Raw genomic sequence first — 23734 nt, 5'->3', positions numbered from 1 at the left:
GAGGCGCTGCCACTCGGTGCCGACCGCCGGGGGCTGCAGCCCCTTGCTCGGCATCTCGCGCTGGGCGGCCACCCGTAGCAGGTGCAGCGCCCGGGGTGGTCGCAGTCATGCCAGACTGTGGCCTGTGCTCAACGTAAAACACCTTTCTGCTTCTGCCGCACCTTTGCGGCCCCTGGCCAGCCCGGTGCTGGCGTTTTTCGTCGCCACGGCCGTTGCCGTGGTGCTGGGTGGCTGCGCCTCGCCCCCGCCGTTCTATGCGGCGGCAGCGTCTGAATCGCTGGTGAATGTGTACGGGCCAGAGGCTTCCACAGAGACGCCCACGGCGCCTGCACAGGCCAATGCACAGGAGGCTCCTGCAGCCACCCAGACACCACCCCCTGCGGAGCGCTTTGCACTGCGGCCCTTGCCAGGCGCTGATGGCGCCACGCTCCTGGCCCTCACGCGCAGCGAGCGCACCGCCTCGCTGCGCTACCGCGTGATCGTCATCCCCGGCTCCGGCTGCGCGGGCATGGGGCCGATTGCCGACCGCTACTTTGCCGGCCTGCTGCATGCCCAGGTGCTGGTGTTGCACAAGCCCGGCGTGGACCCGCAGGCGCGCACGGCGCCCGCAGACTGCGCACGCGATTTCGTGCAGCAAGACCGCCTCTCCAGCTGGCTGGCCCACGCCCGTGCGGCGTTGGTGGCAGATGCGCAGCAACGCGCGCGCGAAGGCGCACCCGCGCTGCCGCAACTGCTGGTGGGCATCTCCGAAGGCGCCGAACTGCTGCCCGCCCTGGCACCCGAGGTTCCGCAACTCGCGGGCCTGGTGGTGCTGGCGTCCAGTGGCCTTGATCCGCAGGAGGCGGGAGCCCTGCAAGCCCAGCGCCTGGGGGCGCAAGCCGACTGGGAGGAACTGGGCCGCATGGTGGCTGGACGCCGCCCCGACAGTGCCGTAGCGCAGGGCCGCAGCCTGGGCTACTGGCGCGACCTGTGGAACTGGTCCTTGACCCTGCCGCTGGTGCGAAGCCCCTGGCCGTTGCTGCAGGTGTGGGGTGGCGACGATGCGCTGGTGCCCCTTGCGGCCTACGAGCGTTTTGCAGAGCTGGCCTCCTTGCGCACCGTGCCCTATTGCGCGCGCCGCCTGGACGGCGCCAACCACAGCTTGCAGCGCGGTGCGGGGCCGCTCACAGACGGCGTGCAGCTGGTCTGGGCCTGGATCGAGCAATGGGCGCGCAACCCGGCCTCAGGGCTGTGCGCGCCGCTGCTGGACCGGCCCCTGATGCTGTTGCCATCAGTGGGCGTTCCCTGAGCCAGGATCGCACCGCAGACAGTTTGCTATTGGGTTGATGGCTGCTTGCGCTTTTGGCGCGGGCGCCAGCAGACCTAAGAACCTGTTCAAAATCTTTTCGGGGTCGCACAAGTACCTTGCCGGGATGGGATGCAAGGCGCGGGGTGCAGCCAATAGCTTGGCTATTGGCAAGCGCCGCAACGCCGCAGACCGCCCGGCAAGGCACTTGCCCGCAGGGTTGGAGTGAAATCGGGCGATTGGACACCTCAGCTGCTTGCATGGGCATGAGCCCATGCGGCGCATCCGAAGCTTCCACGTCCATCACGATGGCACTCCAATGCGATCCCCGAAAAGATTTTGAACAGGTTCTAAGACCGCCTGTGGCAAAGTTGCCTTGTGCAGCAGCCAGCTGCGCCGCTGCAGAGGCGGTAAAAAAACGGACCCTCAGCCCGACGGTGGCCCTTGCGGCCCGGGAGGGACGGGATTGGCAAGGGCCTGCGCCTGCAGCCAGGCACAGAACACATCCAGCCGGGGCAGGGGGCCGCTGGTGCGGCGGCGCACCACGTAGTCATATCCCGAGGCCACAAAACCCAGCGGGGCCACCAGCCGCCCCGCCAACACGTCGTCCATCACCAGATGCCAGGGGGCCACGGCAATGCCCAGCCCGCGCACGGCGGCCTCCAGCGTGAAGTAGTAGTGCTCGAACTCGGGCCCCGCCTGTGAAGGCGTAGGCACGGGCAGGGGCAGGGGCAGGGGCAGGGGCAGGGGCACGGTAACGCCCGCCGCAGCCCCCCACATGGCCCAGGCGTTGCGCCGCGTGCGGGTGTGCAGGCGCAGGGGCGCAAGGGCCGGGTCGGCCAGATCGGCGGGCTGGTGCAGCGCCACCCGTTGCGCGAGTTCGGGGCTCAGCACCGGGCCCAGGTGTTCGGGGAACAACCGTTGTTCCTTGCTGGTATCCCATGCCCCGGTGGCCTCTTCGGCGGTGATGGCCAGGTCGCCGTGCATGCGGCCCGCACCGGTGCCAGCGTCGGTGGTGCGCAGGCGCACCTCGATGCCCGGGTGCTGCGCCTGGAAGTCGAACAACCGGGGTATCAGCCACTTCACGGTGAAGGTGCTGAAGCAGGCCACATCCAGCGGCCCCCGGCTGGGGTCGCTGACCTCGCGCACCGCATCGGCGATGTGGGCAAAGGCGGTGGTCAGCACCGGCTGCAGCACATGCGCTGCCGGGGTGAGGGTAGGGCGGGCCTTGGTGCCGTCAAACAGGGCCACGCCCAGGTGCTGCTCCAGCTGGCGCACCTGGCGGCTGATGGCGCCGGGCGTGACTGCCAACTCGTCCGCCGCCGCCGTCATGCGGCCGAGGCGGGCGGCGGCCTCGAACGCGCGCAGGGCACTCAGTGGGGGCAGGCGATGGCTCATCTATGTGATTTTAGAGCACATGAATCCAGCCAAATCATCGCTTTTCAATCAAGAAATTGATAGTAAAAATGGATGGAATTTCAAGCGCTAGACCCTTGAATTGCTCGCAAATTGGCAAGCGCTGGTTTGAATGTCTTTATTTGATTTGAATGAACATAGGAAAACCGATGCCCTTTATCCGCACCAACGTCCCGCAGAACACCCCCGCCGCCACGCGCGATGCCATCGTGCAAGGCATTCACCAGGCCCTGGTGGACGCCATCGGGATGCCGCCGGACGAGCTGTTCAACCTGGTGGCTGGCTACGCCCCCGGCGAATTTGCCTGCAGCCCCACCTTCAACGGCGTGGCGCGCTCCGACCGCGTGGTGGTGGTCGAGATCACGCTGCGGCGCGGGCGCAGCGACGCGATGAAGCGCACCCTCTACGCCGCCATTGCGCGCAACCTGCAGGCCATGGCGGGCGTGGCCCCGGCCGACGTGTTCATCTTCATGCACGAAAACGACTATTCCGACTGGTCCGTGGGCCACGGGCGGTTTGCGATGGACCTGGTGCAAAACAGCGCGGCAGCCCGAGCCGTGGCACCCGCTACCGGGGCCGGAACATCCTGAACAGCTGCTCCGGCCCCACCGTGAAATAGTCCGCCGGGCCGCCGCCGCGCAGGATGTGGCCGGCGTTCGCCGTGTCGTACACGCCGTCTTTCAGCAGCGCCTTGTCGATGTGCACGGCCACCACCTCGCCCAGCACCAGCCAGGTGTCCACCTGCATTCCGTCCGCGCCTTGCAGCTGCAGGATCTGCGTGCTGCGGCATTCAAAGGTGACCGGGCTTTCTGCCACGCGCGGCGGGCGCACACGGGTAGAGGGCAGGGGGGTGAGGCCGGTCAGGTCGAACTCGCTGACTTCGGGCGGTACGGCGGCGCAGCTCTGGTTCATGGCCTCGGCCAGCTCGCGCGTGGCCAGGTTCCACACGAACTCGCCGGTCTCCTGCACATTGCGCACCGTGTCTTTGTAGCCAATGCTGGCAAAGCCCACGATGGGCGGCACGTAGTTGAAGGCGTTGAAAAAGCTGTAGGGCGCGAGGTTGGTGGCGCCCTCTGCGTTCTGTGTGGCAATCCAGCCGATAGGGCGCGGCCCCACGATGGCGTTGAACGGGTCGTGCGGCAGGCCGTGGCCCAGGCGGGGCTCGTAGCTGTGGATGTCATCGCGGCGGGGTGGGGCGGTGGTCATGGGGGGGCAGTGAGGTGGATGGGGATGTGCACGCTGCAGCGGGTGTTCCTTTCACCGCGCAGTCTCCGGGTCGTACATTACCTCCGGCTTCTGCGGGAGGCAGTCACCGGGATTTCAAAGATGCTACTGAAGTAATAGCTAAAAGCGCTTTATGGTCAAGCGCTAGGGGGCTATTTCTATCAAAAGGGGTGGCGCCCACTGGAGCAGTGGCTTTGGCGGTGATCAACACGTAAGACCGAAGGGCAGGGCTATCAGCCGCCCCCATGCCCGGGTGGCAGGCCGAAAAGGCTCCGCCCAAAAAAATGGACCCGCGAGGGGTCCATGGGTAATCGGCGATTTCGGGTCACCGCCGAGGTGCCGGCAGCGCCTTATTTCTGGAACAGCACCAGCTGAGTCTCTGTCGGGGCCATGCCGCCCCTTTCGGCGTTCATTGTCACTTCGTAGCGTGTGCCGGGTAGCGGTATTTGCGATGTGAAGCTGAACGAGAAGTCACCGTTGCCATCTGCCTGCACACGCTGCGACAGCAATTCCTGATTCAGGCCAAACGCACCGACGAGCGTGCCGACCGCATTCACCTTGACATCCACCACCGCGCCAGGCACGGTGCGGCCGCGCACGACCACGGCGCCTCTGTCCACTGTGGCATGGTTGGCATGGCTGGTCACCTGCAGCTGCACCGTGGTGGGCGCGGCGTTCACTTGCGAAGCGATGTTGAAGGTCCAGTTCTGGCGCATGCCGTTGCCCACCAGGTCCCGGGCGGTCACTTCGACCGGATACCGGCCGGTGGGCAGGTCAGCGCGGTAGGTGAAAAACTGCGGCGTGACCTGCGAGGCGGACGTGACATCGCGACCCGCGATCACGATGCGAACGCTCTTGGGGTCTACACCCACACCACCGACGTCATCAAACGTGCCGGACACCGAAGTGGCCGCACTGCGCGGGACCGTTTCCCCGTCGCGCGGCGACACGTGGCGAATCACCGGCGGCTTGGCATCGGCGATCAAAGGCTGGGTCAGGGTCGACGAAACCGTGCGGTCCCCGACACGCAAGGTGGCGACCGTGGGCCGCGATGGCGCCAGGTTGTCCATGCGGCGGATGGTGTACGCGCCCTCATACACGCCGGGCGATACCTCGCGCATCGGCACGTTGTCGATGACACCGGGAATGTCGAAATCCGCCCGGCCTCCGGGCGCGCCGTTCAGCGTCAAGCGCAATTCGGCGCCGGGCTCCATCTTGTCAATGGGGGCGACCGAGAAACGGTCGATCTTCAGTCCGGGTGGCGGTGCGGCCACCACGTTCCGGTCACCAATGTTGGCCGGAAGCGTGTAGTTGCTGGTGATGGTGCGGTTGCGCACCTTCAGCGTGGCGCGCACGGCGCTGCCTTCGTTGAGCCGGTCCTGGCGGCGGACTGTGTAGCTGCCCGTGTACACGCCCCGTTCGGTTTCCTGCAGCACGATGGCGCGGGGCACGCCAGCCACACGGAGCTGAACCTTGCCCCGCGGTGTGCCTTCTACCGTGAACTGCAGGTCGGCGCCGGCCCGCAGACCGTCGTCTGTCGCTACCTGCAGTGATCGCAATTCAGGGGCGGCGGGCTGCGCCATGACCGTACCTGGAACGACCATCAGGGCGCTGGCGACGGGAAGAAGCAGGAAAAGGGCTGCCACATGGTGGCGAATCTGTTTTGTCATGGGGTTCAAACCTGGTGCTAGGGATGAGCTCACTGTGGGCGCAACACATGTTTCCAAACGTAGGCGGGCAGCGACAAGTTCGAAGGACAAGACGCCGTTGGCGCGTCAGGAGCGCGCCGTTTTGAGCCCTTTCACGCGCGTAGGCCGGTGGTGCAGCCTTGCACAGCCTCTATTGCTCAGGCGCCGGGTGTTGCTGCCCCAGAAACCGCCCCGGTGGCTGCCCCACCGACTTGCGCACCATCGCGCTGAACGCGCTGGGGCTGTAGCCCAGCTCGGCGGCGATCTGGCCCATGGGCATGCGCCCGGCAGCCAGCGACACGGCCTTGGCCAGGATGACCTGCTGGCGCCACTGGGTGAAGGTGCTGCCCAGTTCGGAACGGAACAGCCGTGCCACGGTGCGCGGGCTGGCGCCGGTGTCCTGCGCCCAGTCGGCCAGTGTTTCATGGCGCGTGGGGTCGGCCAGCACGGCCTCGCACAGGTGGCGCAGGCGCTTGTCCTGGGGCAGGTCCACGCCCAGCTTCACGGCGGCGGCGCGGGCCAGTTCATCGCGGATGAGGGCGCTCAGGTGCTGCTCGCGCAGCCGCTGGGCGGGCGTGAGAGCGGGGCCGCCGTTGGGCGTGGTGGGCATCTCGCGCACCAGCGAGCGCAGCAGGTCGGACACCTCCAGTACGCGGCACTGGCGCCAGGCGGCCGAATCGTCTTCGCCGCGATGACTGGCGCCCGGGCCATCGCCGCGATGACTGGGGCCGGCGCCATCGCCGCCGAGGGCGCCCGGGCCGCACCGGCCGCGCGGCTGGTGGAAGTACAGCGTGCGCAGGTCGGCGTCTTCCACCATGGTCACGGCATGTTCCACGCCGGGTGGAATCCAGAGCGCGCGCGACGGCGGAACGATGTAGGTGCCGTGGTTCACCGTGAGCCGGATCACGCCCGTGGTGGAGATCGCCACCTGCGCCCAGGGGTGGCTGTGGGGCATCACCTGGGTGTCGGCTGCCAGCCAGCGCAGCTTGGCGCGCACCGGGCGGGCGGTGGTGGGCACAAACAGCTCGGGCGTGAGCGAGCCCACGTACGACAGCCCGCGCCCCGCTCCGCGCGAGCTCCCGGCCTTTGGACGGGGGACGACCTGGGCGGCAAAGTGCTCCACCACCGGCTCGGGGGATGGGGCGGGTGCGGCGGCGGGGTTTGGCATGTTTGCGATAGAAGTTGGCCGCCTATCGTAAACCTGCCGAAGCCTGCGTGCCTAAGATCAAGCCCATGACCGCTTCATCCTCTGGCGCCACCGCCAACCCCGTGCCCTTGCGGCAGGACGCCCGCACCATCGGCCTCGTTGGCCTGGCCCATGGCAGCTCGCACTTCTTTCACATGCTGCTGCCGCCGCTGTTCCCGTGGCTGATCGGCGAGTTTGGCTTCAGCTATTCCGAGCTCGGCCTGCTGGTGTCGGTGTTTTTTGTGATCTCGGGCGTGGGCCAGGCGCTGTCGGGCTTCATCGTGGACCGCGTGGGCGCGCGGCCGGTGATGTTTTTTGCGCTGTCGAGTTTTGCGGCGGCGGGCCTGGCGGCGGGCACGGCGCAGGGCTACTGGGGCCTGTTGCTGGCGGCCGCGCTGGCCGGGCTGGGCAATGCGCCGTTCCACCCGGTGGACTTCACCATCCTCAATAAGCGCGTGTCGCCGCAGCGCCTGGGGCATGGCTTTTCGGTGCATGGCATCAGCGGCAACCTGGGCTGGGCCACGGCGCCCGTGTTCATGGCGGGCATTGCCACGGCCACGGGCTCGTGGCGCACGGCCTGCCTGTGCGGTGGGCTGTTCGCCCTGGTGGTGCTGGCCATCATGGTCTGGAACCGCGATGCGCTGGACGACCGCCAGGGCGCCTGGGCGCACCAGGCCAAGGGCGGGGCCGGGTCGGCGAAGCCCGAGCACCCCATGGCCTTCCTCAAGCTGCCCTCGGTGTGGCTGTGTTTCTCGTTCTTCTTCTGGAGCACCTGCGCCCTGAGTGCCATCCAGAGCTTTGCCAGCCCGGCGCTGCAGTCCATGTATGGCCTGCCGCTGAGCATCACGGCCATGGTGGTCACCGGCTACATGCTGTGCGGCGCGGTGGGCATGTTGATCGGCGGCTTCCTGGTGGGGCGTGTGCAGCGGCTGGAGAAGATCATCTCGGTGTGCCTGCTCGGCTCGGCCGCGCTGCTGGTGGTGGTGGGCCTGGGCTTTTTGCCCGGTATGGCGGCGGTGGTGGTGGCTTCGGTGGCCGGGCTGGGCACGGGCCTGGCGGGCCCCTCGCGCGACATGCTCATCAAGCGCGCCGCGCCCCCCGGCGCCACGGGCCGCGTGTATGGCACGGTGTATTCGGGGCTGGACCTGGGCTTTTGCCTCGCCGCCCCCGCGTTTGGCGCCATGCTGGACCACGGCATGACCTCGGGCATCTTCTACGGCTCGGCCTTCACGCTGGCGCTGAGTGTGGTGTCGGCGGCGCTGGTGGGGGTGGGGGTTGCGGCACGAGCTGCCAGGCCCCTGGCGACGGCGGTCTGAAGGACGCTGGGGCAGCTACGGGCACTCCCGCCGCGCTGGCGAGGCTGTCGAGAGACAGGTCGAACGCGTTCTAATGCCAGGCTGAACGCGCGCCCCGCGCCGGTAGCCCCAGCCGGGGCTTGGCCGCAACGGCGCTTGCTGCTTTTGGTCACCAACCCTTCATTGCCCTGTTCGTACACACCCATGCGCAAGATTGCTTTGGAATCCATCGCGGCGGGCACCTTCGCTGCGCTGGCCATGATGCCGGCGGGCTGGCTCTTTCGGCTGCTGGAGATGCGCGTCGGGCACTACGGCCCCAAGTTTGCGGCCCTGTACCTTGCGCAGCCCGGGCCCGTCGCGCTATTCGTTCAACACCTGGTTCTAGGCTGGGTGTCTGCCCTTCCCCTGGTAGTGTTGCCACTGCACCGTATGGTCACAGGCGGGGCGCTGGGTGTGGGTGCTGTCTACGGTGCACTTTATTACGCAACCGTCAACTCGCTGGCGCTCCCGATCTACTTTGGTGATCCATTGCCCTGGAGCCTGGGGCTGGCCGTGGTGCTGCCGAGCCTGGTGGTGCACGTGGTTTTTGGTGTGGCGGTGGCTTTCGGAGTGCTGGCGATGAGGCGCAGGGGCGGGGGTGGACGTTAAATATCGTCGCGGTCGATTTGCAGCCGACGATCTCTCAGTCCGACAACTCTTAGGCTCCCGCATACTCCTGCCATGCCATTTCCCCTTGAAGAACGCCGCGCCTTGCTCAACGTGAAGGGCGTGGGGCCGACCGTCGTCGCCCGGCTTGAACAGATGGGCTTTGAATCGCTGGCGCATCTGGGCAAGGCCAATGCCCTGGACATTGTTTCCACGGCCTCGGCCATGGTGGGCTCCACCTGCTGGAAGAACAGCCCCCAGGCCCGCGCAGCGATCCAGGCGGCCATTGCACTGGCCCAGTCGCGGCCTGCTTGACCTTTCAGCTGCAAGCCTGGGTGGGGTGTGTTGCAATGCGGCCCGGCGATGGGGCAACAAGTGGCCCCTGCTGCTGCCTCACACCATTTCCAGGACACCCCATGACCCACCCCATCTACAACGCCAGCATCCCCGTCTTTCGCCAGATGCTGGGCTCCCTGAAAGACGTGCTGGCCAAGACCGAGGCCCATGCCACGGCGCGCAAGATCGAGCCGGATGCCCTGCTGCAGGCCCGGCTGTTCCCCGACATGTTCCCCATGGCGCGCCAGGTGCTGATTGCCTGCGACTTTGCCAAGGGCGTGGCGGCGCGTCTGGCCGGGGTGGAGGTGCCGTCCTTCCCCGACGCCGAGCGTCCCGGTTTCGCCGACCTGAATGAACGCATCGACACCGTGCTCACGTTTGTCGAAGGCCTGCCAGAGGCTGCGTTTGCCGATGCCGCCACGCGCCAGATCACCATCCAGCCCGGCACACCGCGCGAAAAACAGTTCGTCGGCGAGCACTACCTGCTGCACTACGGTTTGCCGCAGTTCTTCTTCCACGTGAACGCGACCTATGCCATTGCGCGGCACAACGGTGTGGAGCTGGGCAAACGCGACTACATGGGCAAGTACTGATCAGGGCCTGTGCGCAGACGGTCACCTCGGTGGCCGCTACTGCGCATAGTTCAGCGGCAGCGCCGTGGTGAACTTTATTTCTTCCATCGCAAAGCTCGAACTCACGTCTGACAGCGCCACGGCCTGCGTGAGCCGCTTGTAGACCGAATCGTAGGCGCGGATGTCGGGCACCACCACGCGCAACAGGTAGTCCACATCCCCGCTCATGCGGTAGAACTCGACGATCTCAGGGATGCCCATCACGGCATCCCGCAGGGTGTCAAACCATTGCTGGTGGTGCTGGTTGGTCTTCACGGCCACGAACACCGTCACACCCACATTCACCTTGCGCGGGTCCACCAGGGCGACATGGCGGGTGATGTAGCCCTTCTCGCGCAGCCACTGAATGCGCCGCCAGCAGGGCGTGTTGGACAGGTGCACGGCCTCAGCCAGCTCGGCCAGCGGCGTCTCGGCGTTGTGTTGCAGCATCGCCAGCAGCTGGCGGTCAATGGAATCCAGATTCTGTTTCAAGGGACATGTGAGAAATCGTTTCCCTTATTGGGCGTTAATCAGGGCATAAAAGCAAAGTTTTTTCAGGGCTGTCGTTACATACTGTCAAGGCATCGTTGGCACGGAATCTGCGTCAATTCCCCGTAATTTCGAACCGTGCATCCACCCGGTGCGTGGTGCGCTGTCTCCCCATGGCACGCCGTTCCTGGCCCCTCACGTCGCCCTTTTTTCAAGGATTTCATCCATGTCGCTTTCTGTTTTTCGACGCAACCCCTACGCCCTGGGACTGAGCATTGCCGCATTGGCCGTGCTGGCCGCCTGTGGCGGCAGTGACGGCCCCACCACCCCGGTGGCCACGCCTGAGCCCACCGAGCAGTACGTGCCGCCCGAGCCGCCCTCGGGCTACACGCCCAAAACCATCAGCTATGCCAACAAGGACATGGTGGCGGCGGCCAACCCGCTGGCGGTGAAGGCAGGTGTGGACATCCTGGCCAAGGGCGGCACGGCCACAGATGCCGCCATTGCGGTGCAGATGGTGCTGAACCTGGTGGAGCCGCAGTCGTCGGGCATTGGTGGCGGCGCCTTCATGCTGCACTACGACAAGGGCGCCAACAAGCTGCTGGCCTACGACGGCCGCGAGACCGCGCCCAAGGCCGCCACGCCCAACCTCTTCATCGGCGCCGATGGCAAGCCGCTGGCGTTTCTGGCGGCGGTGGACGGCGGCCTGTCGGTCGGCACTCCGGGCGTGCTGCGCATGCTCGAAGCCGCGCACAAGGCCCACGGCAAGCTGCCCTGGAAGGACCTGTTCGAGCCCGCCATCAAGCTCAGCGAAGACGGCTTTGCGATCTCGCAGCGCATGAGTGTGTCCATTGCCGGATCGGCCGCGCGCATCAAGGCCCAGGGCGAGCCCGGATCCAGCTATTTCCTCAACGCCGACGGCACGGCCAAGGCGGCGGGCACGCTGCTCAAGAACCCTGAATTTGCAGCCACGCTCAAGGCCATTGCAGCGGGCGGTGCCGATGCGTTCTACAAGGGGGACATCGCCAAGGACATCGTGGCCAAGGTGGTCAGCCATCCCACCAACCCCGGCAAGCTCGCGCTCGATGACCTGAGTGATTACACCCACAAGGTGCGTGAGCCCGTGTGCGGCGTCTACCGTGTGCAGTACCGCGTGTGTGGCATGCCCGCGCCCAGCTCCGGCGGCATCGCGGTGCTGCAGACGCTGGGCCTGCTGCAGGGCTTTGACCTGGCGGCCATGAAGCCCAACACGCTCGACTCCGTGCACGTGGTGTCCGAGGCCTACCGCCTGGCCTATGCCGACCGCGCGCTGTATGTGGCCGACCCTGACTTCGTCAACGTGCCCCAGGCCGGCCTGATCAATGCCGACTACCTCAAGGAGCGCGCCAAGCTCATCAGCCTGCAAAAGAGCATGGGCGTGCCGGTGGCTGGCATCCCGCCGGGTGTCACGGGCGCCACGGGCAAGGACAGCTCACTGGCCCTGCCATCGACCACGCACATGTCCATCATCGACAACGCGGGCAACGCGGTGTCCATGACCACCACCATCGAGAACGGCTTCGGCAGCCTGCAGATGGTGCGCGGCTTCTTGCTGAACAACCAGCTCACCGACTTCTCGTTCACGGCCACCGACGCGGCAGGCAACCCCATTGCCAACAGCGTGCAGGCCGGTAAGCGCCCCCGCAGTTCCATGGCACCCACCATCATCTTCAACGCCACCACGGGCGACCTCGAAGGTGTGGTCGGCTCGCCAGGAGGCAGTGCCATCATCCAGTACACCGCCAAGACCATCCTGGGCATGACGGACTGGGGCCTGAACGTCCAGCAGGCCATCAACCTGCCGAACTTCGGTGCGCAGACCAACGCCACCACGTCCATCGAAAAGGGCTCGCTCATCGACACCGCTGCCATCCGCGACGGACTCAAGGCGCGCGGCCACACCGTGGCGCAGACCGACTCCTTCACCAGCGGCCTGCATGGAGCGGTGTTCAACGGTGTGCGGTCCAACGGCAATGCGGGCCTGCTGTCGCGCAACCCAGGTGCGGGCACCTATGCCGGTGGCGCCGATCCCCGCCGGGAGGGGATTGCGCTGGGCAACAACTGAGCTGCGCAATGTGATCGGTGGCGGCTCCAGAGCAGGGGCTGCGCTGATACTGACGAAGGCTGCCGGGTGGACTACCGGGCAGCCTTTTTTTGTGGGTGCTCCGTGGTGGCCGCCGGGTGCTTTTCGCCCGCCAGTGTCTGGAGCAAGCGGGTGAAGGTCGCTGTCGGGCCCACGTTGTCCTCGGCGCGATAGACCAGCGTCAGGGGCACATCCAGCCGCCCGCCATCCACCAACGGCCGGTAGGCAATGGCGTGGCGGTGCACGCCCAGCATCGATGAAGGCACCATGGAAATGCCCGTGCCCGCAGCCACCAGGTTGAGGTTGGTCAGCATGCGCGCCACCTCGGCCACCACGCGGGGGCGCACGCCCTGCTCGGCACACAGCGCCAGCAGGTTGGCATACAGGCCGGGCGCGCCCGGGCGGCGCACCAGGATCATGGGCTCGCCCTCCAGGTCGGCAATCTGGATGGGCAGCGGCTTGCCGCGCCGCTGGCGTTGTGCCAGTGGGTGGTCGATGGGCAGGGCCACCATGGCGGGCTCGTGCTGCAGCGTATCGAACACCAGGCCCGCAGGCCGCGCCACGGGTACGCGCAGCAGGCCACAGTGCAGGCGGCCATCGGCCACGGCCTCGGTGATTTCGGCGGCGTTGTTCTCGCCAATCTCCAGCACCAGGCCGGGGTGGCGGGCGCGGCACTCCCGCAAGGCGAACGGGGTGAACTCGTGCGCAGCGGCCGAGCTGGTGAAGGCAATCACGAGCCGGCCGGTCTTGCCCTCGGCCAGCAGCTGCATGCGGCTTTGCAGTGCGTCGACGTCATGCACCAGGCGGGCGGCATCGGCCTGCAGTGTCTGCCCCGCCTCGGTCAGCGTGACGCCCTTGGCATGGCGCTTGAACAGCACCACACCCACCGTGTTTTCAAGGGCCTTGATCTGCTGGCTGAGCGGTGGCTGGGCCATGCCCAGCAGCTCTGCCGCGCGGGTCATGTGCCCGGCTTCGGCCACCGCGAGAAAGTAGCGCAACTGGCGGATGTCCATGTCAGAGGTCGGGTGCAGATGGCAGGATGTTCATATGCAAATCGTATCGCCCAGGGCATTTTTGCCTATTTGACGTATTGAAAGCCGGTTTCTACGATGCAGCGGCATCCGGTTTGAAACGGCCCATAAGAATCCTCAAGGAGACACATCCACCATGACTGCCCCGCAACCCCATTTGCCTCTGCCCCGCCTGGCCCTGCTGGGCCTGGCGTGCCTTGCGGTGGCCGCCTGTGCGCCCATGGCACCCAGCTGTGCACCAGCGGCCAGCGCGGTTTCTGCCAAGGCCGAGGCCGCCCCCGTGGCTGCGGCCTGCCCCAAGGACTTGGCACCCATCGCCCGCTGCCTGTCGGGCCAGGATTCGGCGGGTGCGTATTACCTGATCGCCATGCCGCAGCGATGGAACGGTCACCTCGTGCTGCATGCCCACGGGGGCCCCGCGCTGGGTGCGCCCAGGATGGAGCGGTCGGTCGAAGACCTCACGCGCTGGTCCATCATGGTCCGTGCGGGCTACGCCTGGGCGGGCAGCACCTTCCGCCAGGGCGGCGTGGAGGTGCGCGCAGCGGCCGAGGACACCGAGCGCCTGCGGCAGATCTTTGTGCAGCACGTAGCGCAGCCGCAGCGCACGGTGCTGCACGGCCAGTCCTGGGGCGCCAGCGTGGCAGCCAAGGGGGCCGAGATGTTCCAGACCACCGCCAATGGCAAGCGCCCTTACGACGCCGTGCTGCTCACCAGCGGCGTGCTGGCAGGCGGCACGCGGTCCTACGACTTCCGCACCGACCTGCGCGTGGTCTACCAGTACCTGTGCAACAACCACCCCCGGCCCACCGAGGTGCAGTATCCGCTGAACATCGGCCTGCCTGCCGATGCGGCGATGACCCAGGCGGACCTGGCCGCACGCGTGAACGAATGCCTGGCGCTGAACAAGCCGGTGGCCGAGCGCACGCCCGAGCAGCAGCGAAAAGTCAAAACCATCGTGGATGTGATCCGCATCCCGGCCAGCTCCATCCAGGGCCACATGAACTGGGCCACCTTCCACTTCCGCGACGTGGTGCAGCACCGCACGGGCGGCGCCAGTCCGTTTGGCAACCAGGGGGTGTTGTACCGGGGCTCGCCCGACGATGCCGCCCTGAACGCGGCCGTGCTGCGCTACCGCGCCGACCCTGCGGCCGTGGCCCGCTTCGCGCAGGACACGGACCTGACCGGCCGCATTCCCGTGCCTGTGCTCACCGTGAAAGGCGTGGACGACCCCACCGCCTTCGTCGAGCTGGATGCAGCCTTCAAGGCCACCATGGCGCAGGGCGGCAGCGCGGCGCGCCTGGTGCAGACCTTCACCCAGCACAACACCCACAGCTACCTGAGCGACCCGACCTACCCCACGCTTTTGGCGGCGCTGCTGCGCTGGGTGGACACGGGCGACAAGCCCACGCCCGAGGGCATTGCGCGGCAGTGCGCAGGCATGGAGACCCCCTTTGGCAAGGGCTGCGCCTTCCTGCCCGGCTATGTGCCTGCGCCGCTGGCCAGCCGGGTGGCTGAGCGCGAGCGGCCGTAGACCAGCCGCCAGCAAGAAAAAGGCCCCGCTGAAACAGCGGGGCCTTGTGTCAAGACGCTACAAAATTTATAGCTGATTGCGCTTTCTAGATAAGCGCCAGATGCCAATATTGCCAAAAAATCACAGTCAGAGCACCTGTCTTCTCGCACCAGGTGCAGCCCCGGCCGGGGCCGCCCCGCCGCCTCTGCTTACTTGACGGAGGCAAGCGCCTTGTTCAGCGTGGCGCTCGGGCGCATCACGGCGTCCAGCTTGGCCACGTCGGGCAGGTAGTAGCCGCCGATGTCAGCAGGTGCGCCCTGCACGGCCGCCAGCTCGGCCACGATGGTCTGCTCGTTGTCGGTCAACTGCTTGGCCAGGGGCGCAAACTTGGCGGCCAGCTCGGCGTCTTCGGTCTGTGCGGCCAGTTCCTGCGCCCAGTACAGCGCCAGGTAGAACTGGCTGCCACGGTTGTCCAGCTGGCCGGTCTTGGGGCTGGGGTTCTTGTTGTTGTCCAGCAGCTTGCCCGTGGCAGCGTCCAGCGTCTGGGCCAGCACCTTGGCCTTGCCGTTGCCGGTCTTCAGGCCCAGGTCTTCCAGCGACACGGCCAGCGCCAGGAACTCACCCAGCGAATCCCAGCGCAGGTGGTTTTCTTCCACCAGCTGCTGCACGTGCTTCGGAGCCGAGCCGCCCGCGCCCGTTTCGTACATGCCGCCACCGGCCATCAGCGGCACGATGGACAGCATCTTGGCCGAGGTGCCCAGTTCCATGATGGGGAACAGGTCGGTGAGGTAGTCGCGCAGGATGTTGCCGGTGGCACTGATGGTGTCCAGGCCACGGATCACGCGCTCCAGCGTGTAGCGCATCGCACGCACCTGGCTCATGATCTGGATATCGAGGCCGACGGTGTTGTGCTCGTGCAGGTACATCTTCACCTTGGTGATGAGTTCCTTTTCGTGCGGGCGGTACGAGTCGAGCCAGAACACCACGGGCATGCCGGAGTTGCGGGCGCGGTTGACGGCCAGCTTCACCCAGTCGCGGATCGCGGCGTCCTTGACCTGGCACATGCGCCAGATGTCGCCAGCTTCCACGTTCTGGCTCAGCAGCACTTCGCCCGTGGCCAGGTCGGTGATGTTGGCCACGCCGTCTTCAGCGATCTCGAAGGTCTTGTCGTGGCTGCCGTATTCCTCGGCCTGCTGGGCCATCAGGCCCACGTTGGGCACGGTGCCCATGGTCTTGGGGTCGAACGCGCCGTGCCACTTGCAGAAGTTGATGATCTCCTGGTAGATGCGGGCGAAGGTCGATTCAGGCATCACGGCCTTCACATCCTTCAGGCGGCCGTTGGCGTCCCACATCTTGCCGCCGTTGCGGATCATCGCGGGCATGGAGGCGTCCACGATGATGTCGTTGGGCGAGTGGAAGTTGGTGATGCCCTTGGCCGAATCCACCATGGCCAGCTCGGGGCGGTGCTCGTGGCAGGCGTGCAGGTCGCGCTTGATCTCGTCGCGCTGGCTTTGTGGCAGCGTCTCGATCTTGGTGTACAGATCGACCATGCCGTTGTTCACGTTCACGCCGAGTTCTTCAAAGGTCTTGGCGTGTTTCTCGAACGCATCCTTGTAGAAGATCTTCACGCAGTGGCCGAACACGATGGGGTGCGACACCTTCATCATCGTGGCCTTCACGTGCAGAGAGAACATCACGCCGGTCTTGCGCGCGTCTTCGATTTCCTTTTCGTAGAACTCCAGCAGCGCCTTCTTGCTCATGAACATGCTGTCGATCACTTCGCGGTCGAGCAGGCTGACCTTGGGCTTCAAGACGATGGCCTTGCCGCTCTTGGTGATCAGCTCCATCTTCACGTCACGGGCGCGGTCAAGCGTCATGGACTTTTCGCCGTGGTAGAAGTCGCCAGCGTGCATGTGCGAGACGTGCGAACGCGAGGCCTGGCTCCACTCGGCCATGCTGTGCGGGTTCTTGCGTGCGTATTCCTTCACGGCCTTGGGTGCGCGGCGGTCAGAGTTGCCTTCGCGCAGCACGGGGTTCACGGCCGAGCCGATGCACTTGCCGTAGCGGGCCTTGATCTCTTTTTCCTTGTCGTCCTTGGGCTGGTCCGGGTAGTCGGGCAGGCCGTAGCCCTTGGCATGCAGCTCGGCGATGGCGGCCTTGAGCTGCGAGACGGACGCACTGATGTTGGGCAGCTTGATGATGTTGGCGTCGGGCTGCAGTGTTTTCTTGCCCAGCTCTGCCAGGGTGTTGGGAGCGCGCTGGTCTTCCTTCAAAAACTCGGGAAACTCGCCCAGCACGCGGGCGGCCACGGAGATGTCGCTCTCCGTCACATTGATGCCTGCGGGCGCCGCGAACGTGCGGACGATGGGCAGGAAGGAGGCCGTGGCCAGACGGGGTGCTTCGTCGGTCAGGGTGTAGATGATGGTCGGTTGCTGGGTCGTCATGGCTTGTCTCACGAAACAGAGTAGGTAGGTGCCCCCGGCTGCGTCGCAGCGGGGCCAAACGCGGATGCTCTCTGATTCTCCTTGCTCGGGGCTGTCACCGCCCGCTGTTTTTGCAATCGAATCTCACAATGCAAAATTATCATAAGCCCAGGGCACTTTTTTTCACCAAATAGGTGGTAATCACCCTGCGGCGCTCTGCAGTTTGACCGCGTTGGCGGCAGCGCGCCACCCCCTGTACACCCTATGAAAGGCCCCCTGGAACAGCCACCACGCGGCCAGGCAGGACGGCAAACTGCGCCCAGTGCGCGGGCAGGGCTTCGGGCGCCGTGCCGGTGAAAGCCCCGAAGGCGGGCAGGATCAACTGTCCATCGCCCCACCCAAAGCACGGCGCCCGCAGCGCATCCCGCGCCGGGCCGCGCAGCCGCAGCGTGGGGTGCAGGTGCCCGGCAATCACCGTGTGGCCCGCAACGGCCTGCGGGTGGTGGCAGGCCAGCACCGGCACATCGGCGCGAGGCAACCAGGGCTCGTTGACCAGCGCCAGAGCCAGCGTGGCCGGTGGGTCGCCCGCATGCAGGTCGTGGTTGCCGCGCACCAGGGTCATCGCCACACGGGCATGGCGCTGGCGCCAGGGCAGCAACTGCTGCCACAGCGAATCGGCCGCGCCGCTGCGTGCGTGCAGAAAGTCGCCCAGAAACACCAGGTGGTCGGCGCCGGTGGCAGCGAGCACCGCATCCAGCCGCGCCAGGTTGTCGGCCGTGGTGCCATGCGGTACCGGCTGGCCCGCGCGGCGGAAGGTGGCTGCCTTGCCGAAATGCACATCCGCCACCAGCACCATGCGGGCAGCGGGCCACCACAGGGCGCGCTGGGGCAGCAGCTGCAGCGCGGTGCCGCAGGGCAGGGTGATGGCGTGCGCACTGATGGTGGGCGTGGGGGTGGCCAGCGAGGTCATGGTGCTCAGAATCCGTGGCGTCTGCGGGCGCGGCGAGGGCTGTCCCCGGCCGGGTCTCGGCGCGTGCGCCGTGCCGAGGTCGCGGAGCCTTCAGGGAGGTCCCACGCTATGTCCGTGGATTGCACAGGGTGCTGCGCCAGGTGGGTGCCCGTGGTGGCGTCGGCCGCCTGCTCCAGCGCTTGCACCATGCGCGCCAGCCGGTCGGCCAGGGTCTCGGTGCTCAGGCGCTCGCGAAAGCGCTCCACCATCAGCGGCAGGGCAAACGGGGTGGGGCGCGTGAGGGCATGGATGGACAGGGTTTGCGCCTGCATGCCGCGCAGCGTGCGGGCCAGTCGCTCCATGTCCAGCTCGTTTGCCAGCAGCTCGGCACGGGCCTGGGCCAGCAGCAGGTTGTCGGGGTCGTACTGCGCAAACACGTCGTAATAGAGCGACGACGAGGCCTGCAGCTGGCGGCTGCTGCGCTGCTCGCCGGGGTGGCTCTGGAAGATCAGGCCCGCAATGCGCGCGATCTCGCGAAAGCGCCTGCGCGCCATTTCGGTGGCGTTCAGGCTGGCCAGCACTTCATCTTCGAGCCCGCTACCGATGGTGGTGTGCGTGCCTTCGCCGATCAGGCGCGGCAGTAGCGCGGGCCAGTCCACGGGCTTGGCCGACAGCAGCTCCAGCCCGTAGTCATTGACCGCGATGGAGAAGGTGTTGGGCACCTGCTGCGACGCGCGCCAGCCCAGCAGCCCGGCCAGGCCCAGGTGCACCAGGCGGCCTGCCAGTGGGTACAGGTACAGGTGCCAGCCCTCGCGCGTGTGCAGGGTCTCGGCCACCAGGCGACTGGGTGTGGGCAGGGCCGACCAGGCCTGCTGCAGCTCCAGCAGTGGCTGGGCGCAGCGCATCTCGGGCGTGGTGAACTGGCCGCGCTCCGCCTGCGCCAGCTGTTCCAGCATCGCATCGGCCAGCGTGTTCGACAGCGGCATGCGTCCTCCGCTCCAGCGCGGTAGCGCAGCGCTGCCCTTGGGGGCGATGCGCACATAGGCCGTCATCTGCTGAGTGCGCACCAGCTCCAGCAGGCGGCCCGCGAACATGAACACATCGCCCTTGCGCAACCGGGCGATGAAGCTCTCTTCCACCGACCCCAGGCGCCCGCCGCTCACAAACTGCACCTGCATGCTGGCATCACTCACGATGGTGCCGATGTTGCTGCGGTGGCGGCGCGCCAGGCGGGCATCGGGCACGCGCCACACACCTTCGTCGTCGGGCACCACGCGGTGAAAGTCCGGGTAGGTGGCCAGCGATGCGCCGCCCTGGCGCACGAACTGCAGCGCCCACTGCCAGTCGTTGTCGGCCAAGGCAGCATAGGCCGGTGCGCGCCGCACTTCGGCCAGCAGCGCATCGGGCACAAAGCCGCCGCCGAGCGCCACGGTGACCAAGTGCTGCACCAGCACGTCAAGCGGCGCACGCGGCGTGTGCCGGTCTTCAATGCGGCCCTGCGCCAGTGCGTGGCGCGCAGCGGCTGCCTCCACCAGCTCCAGGCTGTGCGTGGGCACCAGCGTGATGCTGGAGCTGCGCCCCGGCGCATGGCCCGAGCGGCCCGCGCGCTGCACCAGCCGCGCCACCCCCTTGGCCGAGCCGATCTGCAGCACCTGCTCTACCGGCAAAAAGTCCACGCCCAGGTCCAGGCTCGATGTGCACACCACGGCCTTGAGCTGCCCGGCCTTGAGGCCTTGCTCCACCCAGTCGCGCACCTCATGCCCCAGCGACCCATGGTGCAGCGCGATGGTGCCGGCCCAGTCGGGCCGTGCCTCCAGCAGCGCCTGGTACCAGCGCTCTGCTTGCGACCGGGTGTTGGTGAACACCAAGGTGGACGCCGCCGCTTCGATCGACTGCACCACCTGCGGCAGCAGGCTCAGCCCCATGTGGCCCGCCCACGCAAAGCGGTCGGCACGCGCGGGCAGCATCACCTGCACCTCCAGCCGCTTGTCGATGCGGCCTTGCACCAGCACGGCGGGCGGTGGCTGCGGCGTGTCCGGCACGGGCTGCGGCAGCAAGGTGTGCAGGGCCTCCTCCAGGTTGCCCAGCGTGGCCGACATGCCCCACACCTGCAGCGCCGGGTTCCACCCCGACAGGCGCGCCAGCGCCAGTTGCACCTGCACGCCGCGCTTGTTGCCCACCAGCTCATGCCATTCGTCCACCACCACCAGGCGCACGCTGGCCAGGCGCTCATGTGCATCGGCGCGGGCCAGCAGCAGCGAGACGCTTTCGGGCGTCGTCACCAGCAGCGTGGGCAGGCGCCGGTCTTGCGCGGCGCGCTCGCCGCTGGCCGTGTCGCCCGTGCGCAGGCCGCTGGTCCAGTTGGGCGCGAGGTCGGGCAGCGGTGCCTGCAGGGCGCGCAGCGAATCAGCAGCGAGTGCGCGCATGGGCGTGATCCACAGCACGGAGAGGGGAGGTGCCGCAGCGCGGCGCGTGCGCAGCGCGGTGCGGGCGCTGGTGACTTTGGGGGCTTCTTCGGGCGGTGGTTCAGCATCGGCCTGCGCCAGATTCTGCAGCGCGCCCAGCCACACCGCATAGGTCTTGCCCGCGCCCGTGGTTGCGTGCAGCAGGCCCGAGCGGCCCTCGCCCATCGCGCGCCACACATCTTGCTGGAAGCCGAAGGGCTGCCACCCGCGCGCCGCCATCCAGGCGGCTGCGGCACTCGGTGCCACCGAGGGCAGGGGCTTGCGCGGGTGGCGTGTCGTGCTCATGTGGCCGCGTCCTGGCCCGGCAGCAATGCCATCAGCGTTTGCAAGGTATCGGCCTCGGCCACGGGTTTGTCTTGCCGCCAGCGCAGCATGCGCGGAAAGCGCACCGCAATGCCGCTCTTGTGGCGCGGGCTGCGCGCAATGCCCTCGAAGCCCAGCTCAAACACCAGCGTCGCGTCCACGCTGCGCACGGGCCCGAAGCTCTCGCGCGTGGTCTTGCGGATGATGGCGTCCACCTGCGCAATCTCGGCATCCGTCAGGCCCGAATAGGCCTTGGCAAAGGGCACCAGCTGCCGGTCCGGGTCGTCCTGCGGCCCGGTCCATACGGCAAAGGTGTAGTCGGTGTAGAGGCTTGCGCGGCGGCCGTGGCCGCGCTGGGCGTAGATGAGTACCGCGTCCACGCTCATCGGGTCGATCTTCCACTTCCACCACACGCCCACATCCTTGGTGCGGCCCACGCCATAGTGGGCGCTGCGGTGCTTGAGCATGAAGCCCTCGGTGCCCATGCTGCGCGCGGCCTCGCGCTGGCGCGCGAGGTCGGCCCAGTCGGAGCCGTGCAGCAGCGCGTTCAGGCGCAGGGCCTTGTGGGGCGGGGGGGCGATGGCGGTGTCATTGGGCGGCTGCAGCGTGGCCTCCAGCAGCGTGCGGCGGGCCTGTTGCGGCTCTTGGCGCAGGTCCTGCCCAGCGTGCTCCAGCAGGTCGTAGGTGACCAGCACCACGGGCAGTTCGCGCAGCAGCTTCGGGCCCAGGGTCTTGCGGCCCAGGCGCTTTTGCAGGTCGGCAAAGGGGCGGGGCTGGGGCTCATCGGGCAGCCACACCAGAATCTCGCCATCGGCCACCGTGCCATCGGGCAGCTGCGCCATCGCGGCCTCGGCCAGTTCGGGGAAGCGGTCGGTCACCAGCTCCTCCCCGCGCGACCAGATCCACACCACGCCCGCACGCCGCACGATCTGCGCACGGATGCCGTCCCACTTCCATTCCACCAGCCAGTCGCCGGGCGTGCCCAGCAGTGCGGGCATGTCGGCCACGAGCTGGTTGAACGGGTGGGCCAAAAAGAAGGGGTAGGGCTGGCCTGCATCGGCGGCATCCTGCGTATTGGCATCGTCGTCCACCGGCGCGATCAGCGCCTGGTAGTCGCTGGCCTGGGGCTGCCGGCCGATCTGCGTGTAGCCCATCAGCCGGTGCGCAATGCGCTTGGGGTCCAGCGCGCTCACCGTGGCCAGCGCTTGCGTCACCTGCAGGCGCGACACGCCCACGCGGAAGTTGCCGGTGATGAGCTTGAAGTACACAAAGCGCTGCTCGGGCGCCAGCATGTCCCATTGCGTGCGCAGACGGGTATCGGCGTCACCCTGCGGCAGGGCGCGCAGGGGCAGCAGCTGGGCCATCCATTCGGCCAGTGTCAGTTCGGTGGGCTGGGTGGGCAGCGGCAGCAGCAGCGCCAGCGTTTCGGCCAGGTCGCCCACGGCCTGGTAGCTTTCTTCAAACAGCCACTCGGGCAGGCCTGCGGCCTCTTGTGCCAGCACCTTGAGGCGCTTGGTCGGCACCATCTGGCGGGGTTTGCCGCCTGCGAGAAAGTAGGTGGCCCAGGCCGCATCGGCGGGCGGCGCCACGCGCAGGTAAGCCACCAGCGCCGCGAGTTTGGCCGACTGCGCGGTGGTGGCGTCGAGCGCCTGGAACAGCTGGGCAAAGGCCTTCATGCGGCTGCCTCAGGTGTGGGTGTGCTACCTGTCACCTCAAGCGCCGCCCCTGCATCGTCCTCGTTGTCATCGGCGCCGTATTCGGTGGCGAACACCTGGGCGTCCAGCCCTTGCTCGCACAGCCAGCGCACCATCACGGCCGTGCTGCCGTGCGTCACGATGACGCGCTCCGCGCCCGTGGCGCCAATGGCTTTTTGCAAGCTGGGCCAGTCGGCGTGGTCGCTCATCACAAAGCCCCGGTCCACGCCCCGGCGTCGGCGTGCGCCGCGCACCAGCATCCAGCCGCTGGCAAACGCGTCAGAAAACTCCCCAAAGCGCTTGAGCCAGGGGGTGCCGGCGGCCGAGGGCGGCGCCAGCACCAGCGCGCGTTTCAGGTCGGCCTTGGTCAGGCCCGGGTCCGTCACACGCAGCGTGGGTGGCAGGTCTACACCGGCCGCTCGGTACACGGCGTTGAGCGGCTCCACCGCGCCATGCACCACGATGGGCCCGATGCTGGCGTCCACCCCATGCAGCAGCCGCTGCGCTTTGCCGAAGGCATAGGCATACAGCACGCTGGCCTTGCTCGCCGCTGCGTTCGCCGCCCACCAGGCATTGATGTCGGCAAACAGCGTGGGCTGCGAGGGCCAGCGGTAGATCGGCAGGCCAAAGGTCGATTCGGTGATGAAGGTGTGGCAGCGCACGGGTTCGAACGGCGTGCAGGTGCCGTCGTCTTCGAGCTTGTAGTCGCCCGAGGCCACCCACACCTGGCCGCCGTGCTCGATGCGCACTTGGGCCGACCCCAGCACGTGGCCCGCCGGGTGCAGCGACACCTTCACACCCTGGTGGTCAATGGCCTCGCCATAGGCCAGCGTCTGCAGCGCGATGTCTGCCCCCAGCCGGTTGCGCAGCGTGCCCGCGCTGTCGTGGTGCGCCAGGTAGTGGGCCGAGCCCATGCGTGCGTGGTCTGAATGGGCATGCGTGATCACGGCCCGCTCCACCGGCCGCCAGGGGTCGATGTAGAAATTGCCCTGCGGGCAATACAGGCCTTCGGAGCGGTGGACGATCAGGTCGCTTGCGTGCATGGTCAGGACATCGTAGGCG

General features: G+C 67.3%; 19 protein-coding genes. 8 read left to right on the top strand and 11 right to left on the bottom strand.

Translation table 11 applies throughout. The features are described 5' to 3' along the window. Window positions 1-124: 124 nt before the first annotated feature. Complete coding sequence (locus ACQ4MJ_RS20875; protein ID WP_431151417.1) at window positions 125-1288, top strand: alpha/beta hydrolase; 1164 nt, start codon at window positions 125-127, stop codon at window positions 1286-1288. Window positions 1289-1711: 423 nt separating this feature from the next. Here ACQ4MJ_RS20875 and ACQ4MJ_RS20870 read toward each other — a convergent pair whose 3' ends face one another. Then, window positions 1712-2683, bottom strand: coding sequence for a LysR substrate-binding domain-containing protein (locus ACQ4MJ_RS20870; protein ID WP_431151418.1), 972 nt, complete (start codon window positions 2681-2683; stop codon window positions 1712-1714). A gap of 167 nt (window positions 2684-2850) precedes the next feature. Between ACQ4MJ_RS20870 and ACQ4MJ_RS20865 the strand changes: the two genes are divergently transcribed. Next, entirely contained in the window at window positions 2851-3291 is a 441-nt protein-coding gene (locus ACQ4MJ_RS20865) for a tautomerase family protein (RefSeq protein WP_431151419.1), read from the top strand. On the opposite strand, the gene ACQ4MJ_RS20860 is transcribed toward ACQ4MJ_RS20865, so the two are convergent. The 3 genes from ACQ4MJ_RS20860 to ACQ4MJ_RS20850 all read right to left on the bottom strand — a co-directional run bounded on the left by ACQ4MJ_RS20860 (window position 3269) and on the right by ACQ4MJ_RS20850 (window position 6781). After that, window positions 3269-3907 carry a flavin reductase family protein gene (locus ACQ4MJ_RS20860; RefSeq protein WP_431151420.1) on the bottom strand — a complete coding sequence of 213 codons (639 nt, stop codon included), beginning with the start codon at window positions 3905-3907 and terminating at the stop codon, window positions 3269-3271. The genes ACQ4MJ_RS20865 and ACQ4MJ_RS20860 overlap by 23 nt on opposite strands. Before the next feature lie 368 nt (window positions 3908-4275). After that, on the bottom strand, window positions 4276-5595 hold the full coding sequence (locus ACQ4MJ_RS20855; RefSeq protein ID WP_431151421.1) for a hypothetical protein: 1320 nt from the start codon (window positions 5593-5595) through the stop codon (window positions 4276-4278). Between the two features lie 169 nt (window positions 5596-5764). After that, window positions 5765-6781 carry an AraC family transcriptional regulator gene (locus ACQ4MJ_RS20850; protein WP_431151422.1) on the bottom strand — a complete coding sequence of 339 codons (1017 nt, stop codon included), beginning with the start codon at window positions 6779-6781 and terminating at the stop codon, window positions 5765-5767. Between the two features lie 65 nt (window positions 6782-6846). Here ACQ4MJ_RS20850 and ACQ4MJ_RS20845 point away from each other — a divergent pair, with 65 nt between their 5' ends. From ACQ4MJ_RS20845 to ACQ4MJ_RS20830, 4 genes are all read left to right on the top strand, one after another. Then, the gene (locus ACQ4MJ_RS20845; RefSeq protein ID WP_431151423.1) at window positions 6847-8115 is read left to right on the top strand and encodes an MFS transporter; all 1269 of its coding nucleotides are present in this window, start codon (window positions 6847-6849) and stop codon (window positions 8113-8115) included. Between the two features lie 183 nt (window positions 8116-8298). After that, window positions 8299-8742: a hypothetical protein gene (locus tag ACQ4MJ_RS20840; RefSeq protein ID WP_121508001.1), complete on the top strand. Its 444-nt coding sequence runs from the start codon at window positions 8299-8301 to the stop codon at window positions 8740-8742. Window positions 8743-8814: 72 nt separating this feature from the next. Continuing rightward, window positions 8815-9054, top strand: a complete 240-nt coding sequence (locus ACQ4MJ_RS20835; protein WP_055395781.1) for a hypothetical protein — start codon at window positions 8815-8817, stop codon at window positions 9052-9054. 101 nt (window positions 9055-9155) lie between these two features. Next, the gene (locus ACQ4MJ_RS20830) at window positions 9156-9668 is read left to right on the top strand and encodes a DUF1993 domain-containing protein (protein ID WP_055395783.1); all 513 of its coding nucleotides are present in this window, start codon (window positions 9156-9158) and stop codon (window positions 9666-9668) included. A 36-nt stretch (window positions 9669-9704) separates the two neighbouring features. Here the strand turns inward: ACQ4MJ_RS20830 and ACQ4MJ_RS20825 are convergent, their stop codons facing one another. Continuing rightward, a complete protein-coding gene (locus tag ACQ4MJ_RS20825; protein ID WP_055395804.1) occupies window positions 9705-10166 on the bottom strand; it encodes an Lrp/AsnC family transcriptional regulator in 462 nt (153 codons plus the stop codon). A gap of 235 nt (window positions 10167-10401) precedes the next feature. On the opposite strand from ACQ4MJ_RS20825, the gene ggt reads away from it, so the two are divergent. Then, window positions 10402-12279: a gamma-glutamyltransferase gene (gene ggt, locus ACQ4MJ_RS20820; protein ID WP_431151424.1), complete on the top strand. Its 1878-nt coding sequence runs from the start codon at window positions 10402-10404 to the stop codon at window positions 12277-12279. 71 nt (window positions 12280-12350) lie between these two features. Here ggt and ACQ4MJ_RS20815 read toward each other — a convergent pair whose 3' ends face one another. Then, window positions 12351-13310 carry a LysR family transcriptional regulator gene (locus tag ACQ4MJ_RS20815; protein WP_431151425.1) on the bottom strand — a complete coding sequence of 320 codons (960 nt, stop codon included), beginning with the start codon at window positions 13308-13310 and terminating at the stop codon, window positions 12351-12353. A gap of 154 nt (window positions 13311-13464) precedes the next feature. Here ACQ4MJ_RS20815 and ACQ4MJ_RS20810 point away from each other — a divergent pair, with 154 nt between their 5' ends. Continuing rightward, window positions 13465-14859 carry a hypothetical protein gene (locus ACQ4MJ_RS20810; RefSeq protein ID WP_431151426.1) on the top strand — a complete coding sequence of 465 codons (1395 nt, stop codon included), beginning with the start codon at window positions 13465-13467 and terminating at the stop codon, window positions 14857-14859. A gap of 188 nt (window positions 14860-15047) precedes the next feature. Here the strand turns inward: ACQ4MJ_RS20810 and ACQ4MJ_RS20805 are convergent, their stop codons facing one another. The 5 genes from ACQ4MJ_RS20805 to ACQ4MJ_RS20785 all read right to left on the bottom strand — a co-directional run bounded on the left by ACQ4MJ_RS20805 (window position 15048) and on the right by ACQ4MJ_RS20785 (window position 23715). Next, complete coding sequence (locus ACQ4MJ_RS20805) at window positions 15048-17282, bottom strand: NADP-dependent isocitrate dehydrogenase (protein ID WP_431151427.1); 2235 nt, start codon at window positions 17280-17282, stop codon at window positions 15048-15050. Between the two features lie 241 nt (window positions 17283-17523). Further along, on the bottom strand, window positions 17524-18231 hold the full coding sequence (gene pdeM / locus ACQ4MJ_RS20800; protein WP_431151428.1) for a ligase-associated DNA damage response endonuclease PdeM: 708 nt from the start codon (window positions 18229-18231) through the stop codon (window positions 17524-17526). A gap of 5 nt (window positions 18232-18236) precedes the next feature. Then, complete coding sequence (locus tag ACQ4MJ_RS20795) at window positions 18237-20960, bottom strand: ligase-associated DNA damage response DEXH box helicase (protein ID WP_431151429.1); 2724 nt, start codon at window positions 20958-20960, stop codon at window positions 18237-18239. Continuing rightward, window positions 20957-22654: an ATP-dependent DNA ligase gene (locus tag ACQ4MJ_RS20790; protein ID WP_431151430.1), complete on the bottom strand. Its 1698-nt coding sequence runs from the start codon at window positions 22652-22654 to the stop codon at window positions 20957-20959. Before ACQ4MJ_RS20790 ends, ACQ4MJ_RS20795 begins: the two co-directional genes overlap by 4 nt. After that, window positions 22651-23715 carry a ligase-associated DNA damage response exonuclease gene (locus ACQ4MJ_RS20785; RefSeq protein ID WP_228897003.1) on the bottom strand — a complete coding sequence of 355 codons (1065 nt, stop codon included), beginning with the start codon at window positions 23713-23715 and terminating at the stop codon, window positions 22651-22653. The genes ACQ4MJ_RS20790 and ACQ4MJ_RS20785 overlap by 4 nt, the downstream gene beginning before the upstream one ends. Window positions 23716-23734: the final 19 nt, after the last annotated feature.

The organism is Acidovorax facilis (assembly GCF_050626955.1).
Lineage (GTDB): Bacteria > Pseudomonadota > Gammaproteobacteria > Burkholderiales > Burkholderiaceae_C > Acidovorax > Acidovorax facilis.
This window is presented reverse-complemented; position numbering and strand designations above follow the sequence as displayed.

Coding starts and splice junctions, on each gene's coding strand:
- ACQ4MJ_RS20785 (WP_228897003.1), bottom strand. CDS start 23,715: ATGCACGCAAGCGACCTGATCGTCCACCGCTCCGAAGGCCTGTATTGC.
- ACQ4MJ_RS20815 (WP_431151425.1), bottom strand. CDS start 13,310: ATGGACATCCGCCAGTTGCGCTACTTTCTCGCGGTGGCCGAAGCCGGG.
- pdeM (WP_431151428.1), bottom strand. CDS start 18,231: ATGACCTCGCTGGCCACCCCCACGCCCACCATCAGTGCGCACGCCATC.
- ACQ4MJ_RS20850 (WP_431151422.1), bottom strand. CDS start 6,781: ATGCCAAACCCCGCCGCCGCACCCGCCCCATCCCCCGAGCCGGTGGTG.
- ACQ4MJ_RS20795 (WP_431151429.1), bottom strand. CDS start 20,960: ATGAGCACGACACGCCACCCGCGCAAGCCCCTGCCCTCGGTGGCACCG.
- ACQ4MJ_RS20870 (WP_431151418.1), bottom strand. CDS start 2,683: ATGAGCCATCGCCTGCCCCCACTGAGTGCCCTGCGCGCGTTCGAGGCC.
- ACQ4MJ_RS20840 (WP_121508001.1), top strand. CDS start 8,299: ATGCGCAAGATTGCTTTGGAATCCATCGCGGCGGGCACCTTCGCTGCG.
- ACQ4MJ_RS20830 (WP_055395783.1), top strand. CDS start 9,156: ATGACCCACCCCATCTACAACGCCAGCATCCCCGTCTTTCGCCAGATG.
- ACQ4MJ_RS20865 (WP_431151419.1), top strand. CDS start 2,851: ATGCCCTTTATCCGCACCAACGTCCCGCAGAACACCCCCGCCGCCACG.
- ACQ4MJ_RS20805 (WP_431151427.1), bottom strand. CDS start 17,282: ATGACGACCCAGCAACCGACCATCATCTACACCCTGACCGACGAAGCA.
- ACQ4MJ_RS20810 (WP_431151426.1), top strand. CDS start 13,465: ATGACTGCCCCGCAACCCCATTTGCCTCTGCCCCGCCTGGCCCTGCTG.
- ACQ4MJ_RS20855 (WP_431151421.1), bottom strand. CDS start 5,595: ATGACAAAACAGATTCGCCACCATGTGGCAGCCCTTTTCCTGCTTCTT.
- ACQ4MJ_RS20790 (WP_431151430.1), bottom strand. CDS start 22,654: ATGAAGGCCTTTGCCCAGCTGTTCCAGGCGCTCGACGCCACCACCGCG.
- ACQ4MJ_RS20860 (WP_431151420.1), bottom strand. CDS start 3,907: ATGACCACCGCCCCACCCCGCCGCGATGACATCCACAGCTACGAGCCC.
- ggt (WP_431151424.1), top strand. CDS start 10,402: ATGTCGCTTTCTGTTTTTCGACGCAACCCCTACGCCCTGGGACTGAGC.
- ACQ4MJ_RS20845 (WP_431151423.1), top strand. CDS start 6,847: ATGACCGCTTCATCCTCTGGCGCCACCGCCAACCCCGTGCCCTTGCGG.
- ACQ4MJ_RS20835 (WP_055395781.1), top strand. CDS start 8,815: ATGCCATTTCCCCTTGAAGAACGCCGCGCCTTGCTCAACGTGAAGGGC.